The organism is Streptomyces sp. Tue6028 (assembly GCF_002300165.1).
Lineage (GTDB): Bacteria > Actinomycetota > Actinomycetes > Streptomycetales > Streptomycetaceae > Streptomyces > Streptomyces siamensis.
Map to the genome: position 1 here is coordinate 223,216 of NZ_MLCE01000035.1, position 15,055 is coordinate 238,270.

Sequence of the window (15,055 nt, forward strand, 5' to 3'; positions counted from 1 at the left end):
CCCGCATAAACGGGTGCGCGACCACAGGCGCGAGTGCGGTATTGTTTCCGTGCACGTTCGGCCCGGGGAAACCCCAGGTCAGGCGGGCACCGGGACGTGGCGCAGCTTGGTAGCGCACTTGACTGGGGGTCAAGGGGTCGCAGGTTCAAATCCTGTCGTCCCGACGGTGCGAAGGGTCTTCGCGGGCAAGAGCCCGCGGGGCCCTTTTTGCGTTTCCCCGCGACGGCTACCGCGACCGCGACGGCTGACGGGCGACGGGCGACGGATGAGGGCGCGAGCCGGCCGGGGCCCCGGCCGAACTCGTGGCGCGGGCGGGGGCCTCCGGTCAGTCGGCGCGGCGGGTGAAGCGCGCGGCGATCGTGACGCGGGTCAGCGGCTTGAGCATGCCGGCCTGGTTCCAGGACATGCCGAAGTCCCCGCGTTCCACCGGGAGTTCGGCGGTGAGGGTGACCGCGTCGGCGGAGATCTCGGACGCCTTGGCGGTGAAGGACAGCGCACGGGTCACGCCCAGCACGGTCAGGTCGCCGGTGACGTGGACGGTCGCGTCGCCGGACGGCGTGACCTCCGTGGCGGTGAAGACGAGCGAGGGGTGCGTCTCCACATCGAAGAAGTCCGCGGAGCGCAGGTGCTCGTCACGCTTGGCGTTCCTGGTGTCCAGGGACGCGGCGCCGATGGTCACGCTGCCGTGCGCGCCGCCCCCGGCGAGCACCTCGCCGTCGCCGCCGACCTCGGCGAACACCCCCTTGACGTTCAACAGGCCCCAGAACGTGCGGTGCTGGAACCCGACGGTGGTGCCTGCCGGGTCGAGGGTCCAGTGACCCGCCGAGACGTCCGGGAGCGCGCCGGGCCGGGACGAGGGGGTGGTGTGGGACATGGTCGTCCGTGCCTTTCGTGAGCGGTCCGGTGCCCTGGCGGCGCCGGAGCCGGTGGAGGGGGCGGGAGAGGCCGGGCCCGGGTGGCCGCGGTCGGGTGCCGCACCGATCGGTTGAATGATGAATACATCGCCAGCTACTACTACGCCAGCTATTAGGTAGCTCGCGAGATAATAGATGGGCGGGGTATTCTCGGCAAGTGGGTGAGGACTCGGGATCGGACTACGGGAGCCAGCGCATGGGGGAGTCCCAGCAGTCGAAGGAGCGGGCCGGGTGTCCCGGCGCGGCGGACCCGTGTCCGAGCGCCGAGGAGACCGACCTGCTGCAGCGGTGGAACGGCCTGGCGACGGGGTTCCGTGAGCTCACGGACGAACTGATCGCCGAGGCCCAGCGCGAGGTGGGGCTGCCGCCCTCGTCCCTCGAAGTGCTCTGCTTCCTGGTCGCGTCGTCGGACCGAGCCGCTCCGATGCGGCTGCTGTCCCAGGCGCTCGGCTTCTCCACCGCGGGGACGACCGGGGTGGTCGACCGGCTGGCCGACGCCGGTCTCGTCGAGCGCCGCCCGTCCCGTTCGGACCGCAGGGTGACCTATGCCGTGCTGACTCCGCTCGGCCGGGAGACGGCCACGACCGCGGCGAAGGTGTTCGCCGACGCGGTGCGGCGTCGTGTCGTGGAACCCCTGGGGGAGGAGGGCTTCGCCTCCTTCGCCCGCGCCTTCGTCACGCTGGGCATCGTGGACGCGCCCTGCGAGGAGCCGACGGAGCCCTGCTGACGGCTGTGCCCGGGGCGCCCGCCGCGTGGTGGTCAGCCGCCCGCCGCCGTCGGCGGGCGACTGACCGGACCGGAGCCGACGGCGGGCTGACTGGACCGGTGCCGATGGCGGCGGCTGACCGGACCGGAGCCGACGGCTGACCGGACCGGTGCCCGTCAGGCCTTGAAGGCGACCCCGCCGTACAGGGAGACCGGTGCGTCGCCGATGGAGGTCTCGTCCTCCGCGAGCTCGGGATGCCAGTCCTTCACGGAGACGATGCCCGGTTCGACCAGGTCGAGCCCCTTGAAGAACCGGCCGACCTCGGCGTGGGAGCGGCCGACGAGGGTCACCCCGCCCTTCGCGTACGTCTCGATGCCGCGCCGCACGTTCTCGGGCTCGAAGTCGGCGGTCATCGCCGACAGTGCCAGGCAGCTGCCCGGCGCCAGCGCCTCGACCAGGGTCTCCACCAGCTCGTACGCGCCGCTCTCGTCAGCGATGAAGTGCATCAGGGCGATCAGGGACAGGGCTACGGGCCGGTCGAAGTCGAGGACGCGGCCCGCCTCGGCGAGTATCTTCTCCGGCTCGCGCGCGTCGGCCTGGATGTACTCCGTCACGCCCTGCGGGGTCCCGCGCAGCAGCGCCCCGGCGTGGGCGAGGACGATCGGGTCGTTGTCGACGTACACCACCCGCGCGTCCGCGGCGGTGCGCTGCGCGATCTGGTGGAGGTTGGGCTCGGTGGGGATGCCGGTGCCGATGTCGAGGAACTGCCGGATCCCCGCCGCGCCGACGACATGGCGGGTGGCCCGCTGCATGAACCAGCGGTTGCTGCGGGCGGCCCGTTTGGCGCCCGGATCGAGCGACTGGATGTGCCGGCCGAGCTCCTCGTCGACCGGGTAGTTGTCCTTGCCTCCGAGGTACCAGTCGTACACCCGTGCCGGATGCGGCCTGCTGGTGTCGATCCGGTCCACGGTGGACTCGGGCCCCGTCATGCGGCAACTCCTTTGCTAGACCTGCCTGTTCGCCCTGCCTGGGGGTGTTCGGCAGTACGTGCGAGCAGTGTGCCATCCCGGCGAGGCGTCAGGGGTCCGGGTGACGTTCCGGGGCCGGGGGAGCGGGATCTTCCCAGATGGCCGGTCGCGGGTCTATAGTCGAAAACTAGCAGTGCTAATTAATTGTTTCCGCCCCTTCGCCGGTCCCCGCGATCCGGAGATCCCGCGCTCGCGAGACCGGCGATCCCGTGATCCGCGCCCGCGTCACACCGTGATCGCGTGATCCGCCGTCCTCCAGGAGTCCTGTCGTGCGTCCCGTCCACTTCGCGGCCGCCCGCCGCACCCCCATCGGCAAGCTGCGCGGAGCCCTGTCCTCCGTGCGGTCCGACGACCTCGCCGCGACCGTCGTGCGCGGGCTGGTCGCCGGACTGCCCACGCTCGACCCGGCCCGTATCGACGACGTCTACTGGGGCGCCGCCAACCAGGCGGGCGAGGACAACCGCAACGTCGCCCGCATGGCCGCGCTCCTCGCGGGCCTGCCCGAGTCCGTACCCGGCGCCACCGTCAACCGGCTGTGCGCCTCCGGCCTGGAGGCCGTCACGACCGCGGCCCGCGCCATCGCCTCCGGTGAGGCCGACATCGTGCTCGCGGGCGGCTCCGAGTCGATGAGCCGGGCGCCCTTCGTCCTGCCCCGCCCGGACGAGGCCCTTCCCCATCGCATCGAGACGGTCGACACCCGGCTCGGCTGGCGCCTGGTCAACCCCGCGATGAAGGACCTGCACGGTCTCCTGTCGATGGGGGAGACGGCCGAGGAGGTCGCCGAGCGGTACGGCGTCCCGCGCGAGCGCCAGGACGCGTTCGCGCTGCGCAGCCACCAGCGCGCCGCGGATGCCCGCAAGAACGGGTACTTCGACGCCGAACTGCTCCCCGTCGAACGCCCCGACGGCGTCGTCGTCGACACCGACGAATGCGTACGCGAGGACACCTCGCTCGACAAGCTCGCCCGCCTCAGGCCGGTGTTCCGCGAAGGCGGCACGGTCACCGCGGGCAACGCGTCCCCGATGAACGACGGCGCGGCCGGCCTGCTGCTCGTCAGCGAGGACGCCCTGAACGACCTGGGGCTGGAGTCCCTCGGACGCTACGTCGCCGGAGCGTCGGCCGGTGTCCACCCCGACGTCATGGGCATCGGCCCCGTCCCCGCCACGCAGAAGGCGCTGGGACGCGTCGGCTGGGGCATCGGCGACATCCAGGAGGCCGAGTTCAACGAGGCCTTCGCCGCCCAGGCCCTCGCCTCCGTGGACAAGCTCGGGATCGACCCGGAGCTCGTCAACCCGACCGGCGGGGCCATCGCCCTCGGCCACCCGCTCGGCTGCTCCGGCGCCCGCATCCTCACCACCTTGCTGCACCGCATGCGCCGTACCGGCGCCGCGCGCGGCCTGGCCACCATGTGCGTGGGGGTCGGACAGGGCAGCGCGGTCCTGGTCGAGCGCGGCTGAAGCCCCGTACGCGGCTCCGGCGGGCGGAGCCGCGCGACCCGTCCGAAACCAGCGAACACCAGCCGCCCCCGGCGGAGATCAGAAACGGAGCACCCCTCCATGGCCACCCTGTCCCTCGCCGCGATCCTCGCCGAGAACGCCCGCCGCCGCCCCGACCGGACGGCGCTCGTCGAGGGCGACCTGCGCCTCACCTTCGCCCAGGTGTGGCGGCGTGCCCTGGCCGAAGCCGGCGCCCTGGCCGGCCTCGGTGTGCGGCCGGGGGACCGGGTGGCGCTGATGGCCCCCAACACGGCGGACTTCCCGCACGCCTACTACGCCGTCGCGGCGGCGGGCGGCGTGGTCGTCCCCGTCCACCTCCTGCTGTCGGCGTCCGAGGTCGAGCACGTCCTGAAGGACAGCGGCGCGACCCTGCTGCTGTGTCACCCGGCGCAGGCCGGGACGGGCGCCGCGGCGGCGCGCGCCCTCGGCGTCCGCGTCGTCATGCTGGGCGCCGAACTGGAGAAGCTCGCGGCGGACGCCGAACCGCTCCCGTCCTACGTCACCCGCGACGCCGACGACCCGGCCGTCGTCTTCTACACCAGCGGCACGACCGGCGTCCCCAAAGGCGCCGTGCTCAGCCACTTCAACCTGGTGATGAACGCGACCGTGAACGCCTTCGACGCCAACGACATCCGCCCCGACGACATCGCGCTCGGCGCGCTCCCGCTCTTCCACGCCTTCGGCCAGACCGTCTCCCTCAACTCCACCTGGCGGGCGGGCGCCACCCTCGTCCTGCTGCCGCGCTTCGACGCCGCGCGCGCGATCGAACTGATGGTGAAGGAAGGGGTGAACACCTTCCACGGCGTCCCCACCATGTTCGTCGCCCTCGCGGCCGCCGCGGCGGACACGGACGCACTGCCCGAGCTGCGGGTCTGCGTCTCCGGTGGCGCCTCGCTGCCGGTGGCCGTCCTGGAGCGGTTCGAGACGGCGTTCGGAGCGAAGGTCTACGAGGGGTACGGGCTGTCGGAGACCTCGCCGACCGCGACCGTCAACCAGCCCCTGTTCGGCACGAAGCCCGGCACCATCGGCCACCCCTTGTGGGGCGTGGACGTGGAGATCGCGCGGGCGGAGGCCGAGGACCGTGTCGAACTGCTGCCGGCGGGCGAACTCGGTGAGGTCGTCGTCCGCGGCCACAACGTCTTCTCCGGGTACCTGGGCCGTCCCGAGGCGACCGCGGAGGCCGTGGTGGACGGCTGGTTCCGCACCGGCGACCTGGGCACCAAGGACGAGGAGGGCTTCCTGCGGATCGTCGACCGCAAGAAGGACGTCATCATCCGCGGCGGCTACAACGTCTACCCGCGGGAGGTCGAGGAGGTGCTGATGCGGCACCCCGGCGTCGCCCAGGTCGCGGTGATCGGACTGCCGGACGAGCTGCACGGCGAGGAGGTGTGCGCGGTCGTGGTCCCCGCGCCCGGCTCGGCCGCCGACGGCGACGGCATCACCACGTGGTCGAAGGAACACCTGGGCCGTCACAAGTACCCGCGCCGCGTGGAGTTCACCGACGCGCTGCCGCTCGGTCCGAGCATGAAGGTGCTCAAGCGGGAGCTGCGGGCCCGGTACACCGGCTGAGCCGCCGGCGCAGGTGCCACCTGTCGAGACGCTCCTTACGGCGGCCGGATAGGTGGGCATAGCATCGGTTCCCGCATGAACACGATGACGCTCTGGCACATATCCGGCTGGGAGTTCGCCGCGCTCGCCTTCGCGGCCCTGCTCGTCGGCTTCTCGAAAACGGCGGTGAGCGGGGCCAACACGGTCAGCCTCGCCGTCTTCGCGGCCGTCCTGCCCGCCCGCGCCTCCACCGGCGTGCTGCTCCCGATCCTGATCGCCGGGGACGTCCTCGCGGTCCTCACCTACCGGCGCCATGCCCACTGGCCCACGCTGTGGCGGCTGTTCCCGGCGGTCGCGGCGGGAGTGGTCGTCGGCACGCTGTTCCTGGTGTGGGCGGACGACGCGGTCGTACGGACCTCGATCGGCGCGATCCTGCTGCTGATGGCCGGCGTCACGATGTGGCGGCGGCGCCGGGCCGGCAGCGAGGACGAACCGGACGCCGTCACGAGCCGGGCGGGTCGCATCAAGGCCCGCTCCTACGGAGTCCTCGGCGGTTTCACCACGATGGTCGCCAACGCGGGCGGCCCGGTGATGTCGCTGTACCTCCTGTCGGCGGGCTTCCGCAAGCTCGGCTTCCTCGGCACGTCCGCCTTCTTCTTCCTGATCGTGAACGTCTCGAAGGTGCCCTTCAGCGCCGGACTCGGTCTGATCGACGGCCGCTCGCTGCTGCTGGACGCGGCCCTCGTGATCTTCGTCGTCCCGGGTGCGTTCCTCGGCAAGTGGGCCGTGAACAGGATCAACCAGCGCTTGTTCGAGCAGCTCGTCATCGCGGCGACCGTCGTGGGCGGCGTGCAACTCCTACTGCGTTAGCCCGAGCAGCTTCGGAAGGCCGGCGAACGAGTCGATGACGTGGTCGGGTTCGCCGCTCGCGGCCCGGTGCGTCTCCGGCAGATACTTGCCGGTCCTCACCAGCACCCCGGTCACCCCGGCCCGTTGCGCCGCGAGGACGTCCGACTCGATGTCGTCCCCGACCATCACCGCCCCCCGCGCGCTCACTCCGAGATGCGCGAGCGCCGCCCCGAAGAACGCGGCCGACGGCTTTCCCGTGATCACGGCCTCGGTGCGGGCGGCGGCCTCCAGCCCCGTCACGAAGGCTCCCGAGTCGAGCTGGAGACCCTCGTCGGTCCGCCAGTACAGGTTGCGGTGCATGGCGACCAGCCGGGCGCCGCGCTGGAGGTCCCCGAAGGCACGGTTCAAGGAGGCGTAGTCGAACTCGGGACCGGCCCCGCCGAGGACGACGACGTCGGGAACCACACCGGGATCGTCGACCAGGGTGACGCCGGCGAGGTCCTCACGGATGTCGCCGCTGTTGAGCAGGGTGCAGCGCGCGCCCGGGAAGTGCTCCGTGAGGTGTGCGGCCGTCACCGCGGGCGCGGTCAGGATGTCCTCGGCGGCCACCGCGAAACCGGCGTCCGACAGCGTCCGGGCGATCGACGCCCGCGTGCGCGAGGTCGTGTTCGTCACCAGCGCCACGGGGAGACCGGCGTCGCGGATCCGGCGTAGGGCCCCGACCGCGCCGGGCAGCGGCTGCCACGACACCGTGAGCACACCGTCGATGTCGATGAGAACCGCGCGTACCGACTCCATGCCTGGACGATACCGACGGGCGGGCCCGTCGGCCGCCCGGCGACCCCGCTGCCCTCCCGCGGGTGCCGCCGGTCCCGGCGCCGGGCCCGTCAGACAGGGCCTAGTCCCGCGGGTTCCTGCGCAGCAGGTAGGTGTCCATGATCCATCCCTTGCGCTCCCGGGCCTCGGCCCGCAGCCGCTCGATGCGCGGAGCGGTCTCGGCGAGGGGACCGGACGCGAGGATCTCGTCGGGCGTTCCGATGTAGGCGCCCCAGTAGATGTCGATGTCCTCGTCGGTGTACTGCCGGAAGGTCTGGTGGGCGTCGAGCATGACGACCACGTCGTCCACACCGTCGGGGAAACCCTCGGCGAGGCGGCGGCCCGTGGTGATCTGGACCGGCCGGGCGACGCGGTTCAGCCCCGTGCGGTGCCGTGCCACCAGCGCGGAGACGCTGCTGACACCGGGCACGACGTCGTATGTGAACGGCACCGAGCCGCGCTCCAGGATCTCCTCCAGGATGCCGATGGTGCTGTCGTACAGCGCGGGATCGCCCCACACCAGGAAGGCGCCGCTCTCGTCCTCGCCGAGCTTCTCGGCGATCAGCCGCTCGTAGATGGCGGCGCGAGCACTGCGCCAGTCACCGACGGCAGGAGAGTACGCCGTGCCTCCCGCGGACCGGTCGCGGTCCGGGTCGCGGGCCTCGACCAGTCGGTACGCACCGTCCGGTATGTGCGTGTCGAGGATGTCACGGCGCAGCTGGACGAGGTCCGACTTCACCTCGCCCTTGTCCAGGATGAAGAACACGTCCGTGCTCCTCAGCGACTTGACCGCCTGCAACGTGAGCTGATCGGGGTCGCCCGCCCCGATCCCGATGACATGAATCTTTCGCACACCCAGAGTCTGCCGCACGCCACCGATCGTGGACGCACCGCACCTGGGATCGGCCCGGACGCCGGTCCGGCGCAGGTGTCAGGCGCCCCGCCCGGCCAGCCGCGGAGCCGATTCCCGCGCGTCGATCGCCCTGCCCTCACGCTCCACCGAGGCGGCCACGTCACGCGCCCAGGCGCTCAGTTCCCCGAGGTCCATTCCGTACGGCCGCTCGCGGCCGGTCAGGGCCGACCACTCCGCGGTGCCCCCGGCGCCGCGCCGCAGCAGCCGGGCCCCGCCCGTGAGGTTCCCGCGGGCCGCGTGGGTGAGCCCCACCGCGAGCTGGGCCAGACCGCGCCACAGCGCGCGCTCGTCCTCGGGACCGGACTTCCAGGCGTCCTCGAAGACCTCGTGCGCGTGGAACGGCTTTCCCGCGTCCAGCAGCGCCTGCGCCTCGGCGACGGTCTCCTCGGGGGTGCGCACGACGCCCTCCGGCTGCCGTTCCACCCCGTCCGCGCCGTACGGCAGCGGCCGTCCGAGGCCGTCGCGCGGCCGGGCGTTGCGCGCGCGGCCCTCCGTGTCCCGGTCGCGCCCGTCGTCCTGCCGTGCCTCGGATGTTCCGCTCATATCCCGATTGTCGCGCGTTCCGCGCCCCCTTCGGAGCAGCCCCCGGTGTGGGGTAAAGTTCTGCTCGCACGATCACGCGGGTCACCGTGGGTGAAGGCACCGGGACGTGGCGCAGCTTGGTAGCGCACTTGACTGGGGGTCAAGGGGTCGCAGGTTCAAATCCTGTCGTCCCGACCAGCATTGAAGCCGGTCGGAGGCCGTTTTCTCAGCGATGGGAAGACGGCCTTTTCCGTTGCCTCCTTCAGGACAGCCGGCCGACATGGGCGAGGGCCTGCCTGAGCAGGACCCCGTGCCCGCCCGGCATCTCGTCGATGACCAGCGGCGACGACGCCTCCTCGGGGCTGAACCAGACCAGGTCGAGGGCGTCCTGCCGGGGGCGGCAGTCGCCGGTCACCGGGACGATGTAGGCGAGCGACACGGCGTGCTGGCGCGGGTCGTGGAACGGAGTGACCCCCAGTGTCGGGAAGTACTCGGCGACCGTGAAGGGCTGGAGGGAGGCCGGGACCCGGGGGAGTGCCACCGGTCCGAGGTCCTTCTCCAGGTGGCGCAGCAGGGCGTCGCGGACGCGCTCGTGGTGCAGCACCCGACCGGAGACGAGGGTGCGGCTGACCGTCCCGTCCGGACCGATGCGGAGCAGGAGCCCGATGTGGGTGACTTCGCCGCTGTCGTCGACGCGCACCGGCACCGCTTCGACATACAGGATCGGCATGCGGGCGCGGGCCAGTTCCAGCTCGTCGGGAGCCAGCCAGCCGGGCGTGGTTTCGGTCATGTCAGACATTGGTTGATCATACTTTCAGGGTGCCCTGCTTCGTGTGTTCCGCGTCACGTGTGCCGCTCGGAACAGCATGTCATCGTGATCCGCCGGACGTCTCCGGCTTCGGGAAGTGCTTCGGCCGCACCCTGTCCACGACCGCGCCGTGTTCCGGCCGCGTCGTGCCCACGACCGCGCCGGGCGTGCCGCGCCGCACCACAGGACGGACCCCCGGGCCTCGAACTGCGAGCGCGGACGGTCTCGTGCCCGCGGCACATGCCTGGCAGGATGGCCTGCCGGACCAGGGGAGCGGTATGACGCCATTCACCACCGACATCACCCGCGCGGTCGTCACGAGCCTCGACCGTACGGCCGATCCGCGGCTGCGTGAGCTCTTGAGCGCGCTCACCCGGCATGCCTGCTTCGACCTGGCACTGGAGCCGCGATGAGCACCCCCCTCGACTTCTCGTACGAGACCAGGCCCGCGCGCGTCGTCTTCCGGCCCGGCGCCTCGGTGACCGCGACGCCGGGCGAGGTCGCGCGGCTCGGACTGCACCGGGTGCTGGTGGTCTGCGGCAGCAGGGGCGCGACGACCGCACGGGGGGTCGCGGACGCACTGGGCGGCGCCTGCGTGGGGGTGCACGCCGAGGCGCGCATGCACGTGCCGGTGGAGGTCGCCGACCGGGCCGTCGAGGTGGCACGCGAGCTGGGCGCCGACGGATGCGTCGCGGTGGGCGGCGGCTCGGCGATCGGCCTGGGCAAGGCGATCGCCCTGCGCACCGGTCTCCCGCTGGTCGCCGTACCGTCCACCTATGCCGGATCCGAGATGACCTCGGTCTGGGGGCTCACCGAGCACGGAGTCAAACGCACCGGCCGCGACCTCGCCGTGCTGCCCCGCAGCGTCGTCTACGACCCCGAACTCACCCTCGGGCTGCCCGTCCCGCTCTCTGTCACCAGCGGCATCAACGCGCTGGCCCACGCCGCGGAGGCGCTCTACGCGCCCGATGCCTCGCCTCTCGTCTCCCTCATGGCCGAGGAAGGCGTACGGGCGATGGCCGGAGCGCTGCCGCGGGTGGCCGCCGCGCCCGGCGACCTCGACGCGCGCAGCCGCGCGCTGTACGGAGCCTGGCTGTGCGGCGCGTGCCTGGGCGCCACCACGATGGGACTGCACCACAAGCTGTGCCACGTGCTCGGCGGCACCTTCGACCTGCCGCACGCCGCGACCCACACGGTGGTCCTCCCGTACGTGCTCGCCTACAACGCGTCCGCGGCACCCGACGCGCTCACGGCGCTGTCCCGCGCCTTGGGGGCCGACGACGTGCCCCGCGCCCTGCGCGAACTGGCCGCAACGCTGGGCGCTCCGCAATCCCTCGCGGAACTCGGCCTGAAGGAAGCGGACTTGACGGTGGCTGCGGCGCAGACCGCCGCCCAGTCGTACCCCAACCCCCGTGAGGTCACCGCGAACGGCGTGCTGGGGCTGTTGACGGCGGCCTACGAGGGCTGGGACCCGCGGAGCGAGCCGTCGCGCTGAGGGCGCGGCGAAACCTGTCCGAGCGGTTGTCGACCACTTTGCCTGAAGGGTCGTCAACTGCCGCGAGAACGAGCGTGGTTGGTGCGAAAGGGGCCGTTCGGTCGTACGTCGTCGAGGACGTGGCGCACATCACCCGCTGAACCGGCCGAAGGTGAAGCAGTGCTTCACGGGTTCATGACAGGCTCACCACTGGTTACCCGCTGGTAATCCACTGTCACCCCCCACCCCCCTCAGGACTGAACTTGCGTATCCGCAAGCGGCCCTTGCGTGCCGTCATGCCCGCACTCGCCGCATCCGCCCTCTTCCTCGCCGCCGGCTGCTCCTCGGAGCCCGCGGCCTCCCCGGCACCCGGACACTCCCGGGGCGCCGACACCTCCGGCCCCGCGGCCGCGGGCTCCGACCGTCCGGCGGCGGCCGTGGTCGCCGCCCCCGAACCCGCGGCCACCTCGACCGCCGTCGCGCGGGCGGGTGTGGCCGGCGGCAAGGCCCGCAAGACCTCGATGAAGGTGAGGTCCTACGACAGCCACACCCGACGGGCCGTCATATCCACTCCGGACAAGGGAGGTTCCGACGGGAAGGTCACCTCCTCGCCGTCCCCGACCGGCGGGAGCCCGGAGCGTCCGCACCGCACCGCCGTCGGCGACGTCATCGCCAGTGCCCCCGTGCCGGGGGCCCCGGACGGACTCCTCGCGAAGGTCACCGGGGTGATCGCCGAGCGCGGCGACGGCACCGAGGTCCAGACGGCGCCGACCACCCTGGACGCGCTCCTCGGCGACGGCGATGCCAAGGGCTCCGTGCCCGTCGACCCCGCGTCCTTCGACGTCGACCGGCTGCTGCCCGACGTCAAGGTCTCGTGGGCGAAGACCGGGAACGTGCACGCGGGCCCCGAGGGCGCCAAGGTCCCGCTCGGCAGCCTGCGCATCGACGTCGGGGCCCGGCTCGGCACGGCGGCGGGCGCGCCCGCCGGGGCCTCGGCATCCGTCTCCGGCTTCGTCCAGGTCGCGCCCGAGGTCGACTTCTCCTACGGCGGCGGGACGGCCGGCTCCGGACCCGGTGCCGCGTACCTCGGCGTCTCGGGGGACTGGACCTCGAAGTGGGCGCTCAAGGGGCGCGCCGCCGCGTCCGCCGATCCGGTCCGGGTGCCGTTCGCCAAGCTGCACGCCGACCCCGTGCTCCAGGTCGGGCCGATCCCCGTCGTGGTGAACCTCGACCTGACCTGCTACTTCCAGATCGCCGCCGACGGCAGTGTCACCGTGGACGTCGAGCAGGACCTCAAGGGCGACTTCAAGGCGGGCGGCACCTTCGGTACGGCCAAGGGGTGGACTCCGGTCGACGAGTCGCACATGACGAGCAGTCCGGTGCGCACCTCCGTCACCGCGGCGGGCCGCGTCAAGGCGTCCCTCGGGGCGGAGGCCACGGTCGGCCTGTACGGCACGGTGGGCGTCACCGCCGATCTGGCGCCGTATCTCCGCGCCGAGGCCGCGGGTGCCCTCGGGACCGACTCCGCTGTGGCGTCCGGGGGTTCGGCGGGCTCCGCGGGTAAGGCCGGTGCCGGGGCGAAGGCCGGTGCCGGGTCCGGCGGATCGTGGTCCGTGCACGGCGGCGTCGACCTGACCGGCACGCTGCGCGTCCAGCTGAGTGTCTTCGGCACCCCGGTCCTCCAACGCAGCCTCCCCCTGGGCTCGTTGCACCGGGAGTGGACGCTCGCCGAGGGCAGGGCGTAGCCGCACGGACGTCCCGGTCCGGCGGCACGACGGCCTCCGGACCGGGCGCGCCTCGGGCGCCGTCGCACGGTCAACCTGACTGCCCCATCTGTCAATTGGTCCTCCCTTCATCGCTGTGACACCTCCTGACGCTGGCGTTTTCCGCATGTGCCCTGGAAAGCTGATCTGGGCATGCCAACACGACCGCCTGGCCTGCCTGCCCCCACGCCGCGGTCCATCAGGAGGACGCAGTGAAGAGAAGCTCGCGGATCCGCAAGGCCTCGTTCATCCTCGGCAGCGCCGTCGCGCTGGTCGTCGCCGTCCCCGGCAGCGCGCTCGCCGACCCCCCGAAGTCCTTGCCCGCGAACGCGGACGGACTGGAGCAGACGTTCCAGCCGGCCTACGACTACGACACCGACGGCTGCTACCCGACCCCCGCCATCGGCCCCGACGGCACCATCAACGGCGGGCTCAAGCCGTCCGGCGCCCTCAACGGCCAGTGCCACGACTCCTGGGACCTCGACAACACCAACGGCTACTCCCGGGAGAAGTGCAACAACGGCTGGTGCGCCGTCATGTACGGCCTCTACTTCGAGAAGGACCAGGCCGTCGCCGGCAGCGGCCTCGGCGGACACCGCAACGACTGGGAGCACGTCGTGGTGTGGGTCCAGGACAACGAGGCCAAGTACGTGTCGACCTCGGCCCACGGCGACTTCAACGTCTACGGCCGTGACCAGATCCGCTGGGACGGCACGCACCCCAAGGTCGTCTACCACAAGGACGGCATCGGCACCCACTGCTTCAGGCCCGCCAACTCCAACGACGAACCGCCGGAGAACCACCAGCACACCTGGCAGTTCCCCACCCTGGTCGGCTGGAACGGCTACCCCGCCGGACTGCGCGACAAGCTGAGCGCCTACGACTTCGGCAGCGCCCACTTCGGCCTCAAGGACGGCAACTTCAACTCCCACCTGGAGAAGGCCAAGCCGGCCGGCATCCCCTTCGACCCCAACGCCTGACCGGCCGGGCCGGTGGCGGGCGGCACCTCGGGTGGCCTCGCCACCGGCCCTGGTCACGGGGCCGCACCCCGGTCACCGGCGCAGGAGCCCCTCCTGCTGCCGCGGAGGGCTTCCGGCACGCCAGGGAAGCACCTCCCCGAACCGCACGAGTTCGCCGTACGCCGACGGGTCGGCCTTCTCGGCGAGCAGCAGGTCGAGCACCGCGACCGCGGCCTGTGCGGGGGTCTGCGCCTGGCTGAAGTCGGCGAACCAGGGCCGCGAGAGCGCCGTGTCCACCAGTCCGGGGCACACCGCCGCGATCAGCGTGCCGCGCGCCAGGTCGGCGTCCCGCCGCTCCGCCGCCACCGCCCGTACCGCGGCGACCTGCGCCACCTTGGACGGCACGTTGATCCAGCGGGGCCAGCCCAGGTCCTCGGCGGTGCCGTCGTGGACGGCCGCTCGCCAGGACGCGACCGCCGACTCGACCTCGTCCAGTGACGCACCGTCGAACAAGTGGTGCAGCCGGGGATCGAGATGACCGAGCGTGCCCAGGGAACTGGCGACGACGACCAACCGTCCACCGTGACGCAGCACCGGGCCGAAGGAGCGCAGGACCGCGTGCGCGCCCCCGTTCGCGACGTCGATGAACTCGTCGGCCTGCTCGGCCTGCGACCGGTCGGGGGTGAGCGGCGCGCTCGCGTTGGACACCACGATGTCCACCCCCGCGTACCGGCCGGCGAGTTCGGTGGCCAGCCGCCGGACGGCCTCCGCGTCGGTGACGTCGAGCACCCGGCCCTCCACCCGGCTCCTGGTGGCGTCCGCCTGCCCGACACGTGAGACCGCGTCCGTGACCCGACGCTCGTTCCGCCCGGTGAGCAGGACCAGGTCGTCGGGACCCAGACGGGCGGCGAGACCTTCGACGAGGGCGCGTCCGAGCCCCTGATTGGCGCCGGTGACCAGCGCGATGCGTGGTTCTGTCATGCCGTCCACGCTAGGAACGCATCGACCATGCGTCCAACGAAAGCTTCTCAGGTCTGGTATGCGTAAACGTCATGGACTTCAGCGACGTCTCCCTGGTCGCGCTCCGCGTCTTCCGCGAAGTGGCCGAGCGGGGCACGCTCACCGCGGCGGCGGGAGCCCTCGGCTACACCCAGTCCGCCGTCTCCCGGCAGATCGCCTCACTCGAACGGGCAGCCCGGTCACCCCTGTTGGAACGGCGCAGGGACGGCGTGCGGCTGACCGCGGCGGGACACGTCGTA

At 72.2% G+C, this 15,055-nt stretch carries 16 protein-coding genes and 2 tRNA genes; 11 read left to right on the top strand and 7 right to left on the bottom strand.

Features of this window, described 5'->3' with window-relative positions; genetic code table 11:
- The first annotated feature begins 90 nt into the window (after positions 1–90).
- Positions 91–164, top strand: a tRNA-Pro gene (locus BKI49_RS32755).
- Positions 165–325: 161 nt separating this feature from the next.
- Here the strand turns inward: BKI49_RS32755 and BKI49_RS32760 are convergent.
- Positions 326–874 (bottom strand): YceI family protein, encoded by a 549-nt coding sequence (locus BKI49_RS32760; RefSeq protein ID WP_095937911.1) that lies wholly within the window; start codon positions 872–874, stop codon positions 326–328.
- Positions 875–1,071: 197 nt separating this feature from the next.
- Between BKI49_RS32760 and BKI49_RS32765 the strand changes: the two genes are divergently transcribed.
- The gene (locus tag BKI49_RS32765) at positions 1,072–1,641 is read left to right on the top strand and encodes a MarR family winged helix-turn-helix transcriptional regulator (protein WP_257005048.1); all 570 of its coding nucleotides are present in this window, start codon (positions 1,072–1,074) and stop codon (positions 1,639–1,641) included.
- A gap of 155 nt (positions 1,642–1,796) precedes the next feature.
- On the opposite strand, the gene BKI49_RS32770 is transcribed toward BKI49_RS32765, so the two are convergent.
- Complete coding sequence (locus BKI49_RS32770; RefSeq protein WP_095937913.1) at positions 1,797–2,609, bottom strand: SAM-dependent methyltransferase; 813 nt, start codon at positions 2,607–2,609, stop codon at positions 1,797–1,799.
- Positions 2,610–2,917: 308 nt separating this feature from the next.
- Here BKI49_RS32770 and BKI49_RS32775 point away from each other — a divergent pair, with 308 nt between their 5' ends.
- The 3 genes from BKI49_RS32775 (at position 2,918) to BKI49_RS32785 (ending at position 6,562) form a co-directional block, all read left to right on the top strand.
- Positions 2,918–4,105, top strand: a complete 1,188-nt coding sequence (locus BKI49_RS32775) for a thiolase family protein (RefSeq protein ID WP_095937914.1) — start codon at positions 2,918–2,920, stop codon at positions 4,103–4,105.
- Between the two features lie 99 nt (positions 4,106–4,204).
- A complete protein-coding gene (locus BKI49_RS32780; protein WP_095937915.1) occupies positions 4,205–5,713 on the top strand; it encodes a long-chain-fatty-acid--CoA ligase in 1,509 nt (502 codons plus the stop codon).
- A 75-nt stretch (positions 5,714–5,788) separates the two neighbouring features.
- On the top strand, positions 5,789–6,562 hold the full coding sequence (locus BKI49_RS32785; RefSeq protein ID WP_095937916.1) for a sulfite exporter TauE/SafE family protein: 774 nt from the start codon (positions 5,789–5,791) through the stop codon (positions 6,560–6,562).
- Here the strand turns inward: BKI49_RS32785 and BKI49_RS32790 are convergent.
- The 3 genes from BKI49_RS32790 to BKI49_RS32800 form a co-directional block, all read right to left on the bottom strand.
- Positions 6,551–7,339 carry an HAD-IIA family hydrolase gene (locus tag BKI49_RS32790; protein WP_095937917.1) on the bottom strand — a complete coding sequence of 263 codons (789 nt, stop codon included), beginning with the start codon at positions 7,337–7,339 and terminating at the stop codon, positions 6,551–6,553. The genes BKI49_RS32785 and BKI49_RS32790 overlap by 12 nt on opposite strands.
- A 100-nt stretch (positions 7,340–7,439) precedes the next feature.
- A complete protein-coding gene (gene cobF / locus BKI49_RS32795) occupies positions 7,440–8,210 on the bottom strand; it encodes a precorrin-6A synthase (deacetylating) (protein ID WP_095937944.1) in 771 nt (256 codons plus the stop codon).
- Positions 8,211–8,288: 78 nt separating this feature from the next.
- Positions 8,289–8,813 (bottom strand): DUF309 domain-containing protein, encoded by a 525-nt coding sequence (locus tag BKI49_RS32800; RefSeq protein ID WP_095937918.1) that lies wholly within the window; start codon positions 8,811–8,813, stop codon positions 8,289–8,291.
- Between the two features lie 100 nt (positions 8,814–8,913).
- On the opposite strand from BKI49_RS32800, the gene BKI49_RS32805 reads away from it, so the two are divergent.
- Positions 8,914–8,990: transfer RNA gene (locus tag BKI49_RS32805), tRNA-Pro, on the top strand.
- A 64-nt stretch (positions 8,991–9,054) separates the two neighbouring features.
- Here the strand turns inward: BKI49_RS32805 and BKI49_RS32810 are convergent.
- Positions 9,055–9,591 carry an NUDIX hydrolase family protein gene (locus BKI49_RS32810; RefSeq protein ID WP_095937919.1) on the bottom strand — a complete coding sequence of 179 codons (537 nt, stop codon included), beginning with the start codon at positions 9,589–9,591 and terminating at the stop codon, positions 9,055–9,057.
- A 287-nt stretch (positions 9,592–9,878) separates the two neighbouring features.
- Between BKI49_RS32810 and BKI49_RS34930 the strand changes: the two genes are divergently transcribed.
- The 4 genes from BKI49_RS34930 (at position 9,879) to BKI49_RS32825 (ending at position 13,817) form a co-directional block, all read left to right on the top strand.
- Positions 9,879–10,013: a hypothetical protein gene (locus BKI49_RS34930; protein ID WP_257005049.1), complete on the top strand. Its 135-nt coding sequence runs from the start codon at positions 9,879–9,881 to the stop codon at positions 10,011–10,013.
- Positions 10,010–11,095, top strand: coding sequence for a maleylacetate reductase (locus tag BKI49_RS32815; protein WP_095937920.1), 1,086 nt, complete (start codon positions 10,010–10,012; stop codon positions 11,093–11,095). Before BKI49_RS34930 ends, BKI49_RS32815 begins: the two co-directional genes overlap by 4 nt.
- A 275-nt stretch (positions 11,096–11,370) precedes the next feature.
- Entirely contained in the window at positions 11,371–12,819 is a 1,449-nt protein-coding gene (locus BKI49_RS32820; RefSeq protein ID WP_095937921.1) for a hypothetical protein, read from the top strand.
- Between the two features lie 230 nt (positions 12,820–13,049).
- The gene (locus tag BKI49_RS32825) at positions 13,050–13,817 is read left to right on the top strand and encodes an NPP1 family protein (RefSeq protein ID WP_095937922.1); all 768 of its coding nucleotides are present in this window, start codon (positions 13,050–13,052) and stop codon (positions 13,815–13,817) included.
- 72 nt (positions 13,818–13,889) lie between these two features.
- Here BKI49_RS32825 and BKI49_RS32830 read toward each other — a convergent pair whose 3' ends face one another.
- Positions 13,890–14,777, bottom strand: a complete 888-nt coding sequence (locus tag BKI49_RS32830; protein ID WP_095937945.1) for an SDR family NAD(P)-dependent oxidoreductase — start codon at positions 14,775–14,777, stop codon at positions 13,890–13,892.
- 71 nt (positions 14,778–14,848) lie between these two features.
- Here BKI49_RS32830 and BKI49_RS32835 point away from each other — a divergent pair.
- A partial coding sequence (locus BKI49_RS32835) for a helix-turn-helix domain-containing protein (RefSeq protein WP_143658542.1) occupies positions 14,849–15,055 on the top strand: 207 nt, incomplete at its 3' end.

Excerpts from the sequence above, each read along its gene's own strand:
- BKI49_RS32770 (WP_095937913.1), bottom strand. The coding sequence starts at position 2,609 with ATGACGGGGCCCGAGTCCACCGTGGACCGGATCGACACCAGCAGGCCG.
- BKI49_RS32790 (WP_095937917.1), bottom strand. The coding sequence starts at position 7,339 with ATGGAGTCGGTACGCGCGGTTCTCATCGACATCGACGGTGTGCTCACG.
- BKI49_RS32830 (WP_095937945.1), bottom strand. The coding sequence starts at position 14,777 with ATGACAGAACCACGCATCGCGCTGGTCACCGGCGCCAATCAGGGGCTC.
- BKI49_RS32785 (WP_095937916.1), top strand. The coding sequence starts at position 5,789 with ATGAACACGATGACGCTCTGGCACATATCCGGCTGGGAGTTCGCCGCG.
- BKI49_RS32820 (WP_095937921.1), top strand. The coding sequence starts at position 11,371 with ATGCCCGCACTCGCCGCATCCGCCCTCTTCCTCGCCGCCGGCTGCTCC.
- BKI49_RS32800 (WP_095937918.1), bottom strand. The coding sequence starts at position 8,813 with ATGAGCGGAACATCCGAGGCACGGCAGGACGACGGGCGCGACCGGGAC.
- BKI49_RS34930 (WP_257005049.1), top strand. The coding sequence starts at position 9,879 with ATGACGCCATTCACCACCGACATCACCCGCGCGGTCGTCACGAGCCTC.
- BKI49_RS32760 (WP_095937911.1), bottom strand. The coding sequence starts at position 874 with ATGTCCCACACCACCCCCTCGTCCCGGCCCGGCGCGCTCCCGGACGTC.
- BKI49_RS32810 (WP_095937919.1), bottom strand. The coding sequence starts at position 9,591 with ATGTCTGACATGACCGAAACCACGCCCGGCTGGCTGGCTCCCGACGAG.
- BKI49_RS32780 (WP_095937915.1), top strand. The coding sequence starts at position 4,205 with ATGGCCACCCTGTCCCTCGCCGCGATCCTCGCCGAGAACGCCCGCCGC.
- BKI49_RS32815 (WP_095937920.1), top strand. The coding sequence starts at position 10,010 with ATGAGCACCCCCCTCGACTTCTCGTACGAGACCAGGCCCGCGCGCGTC.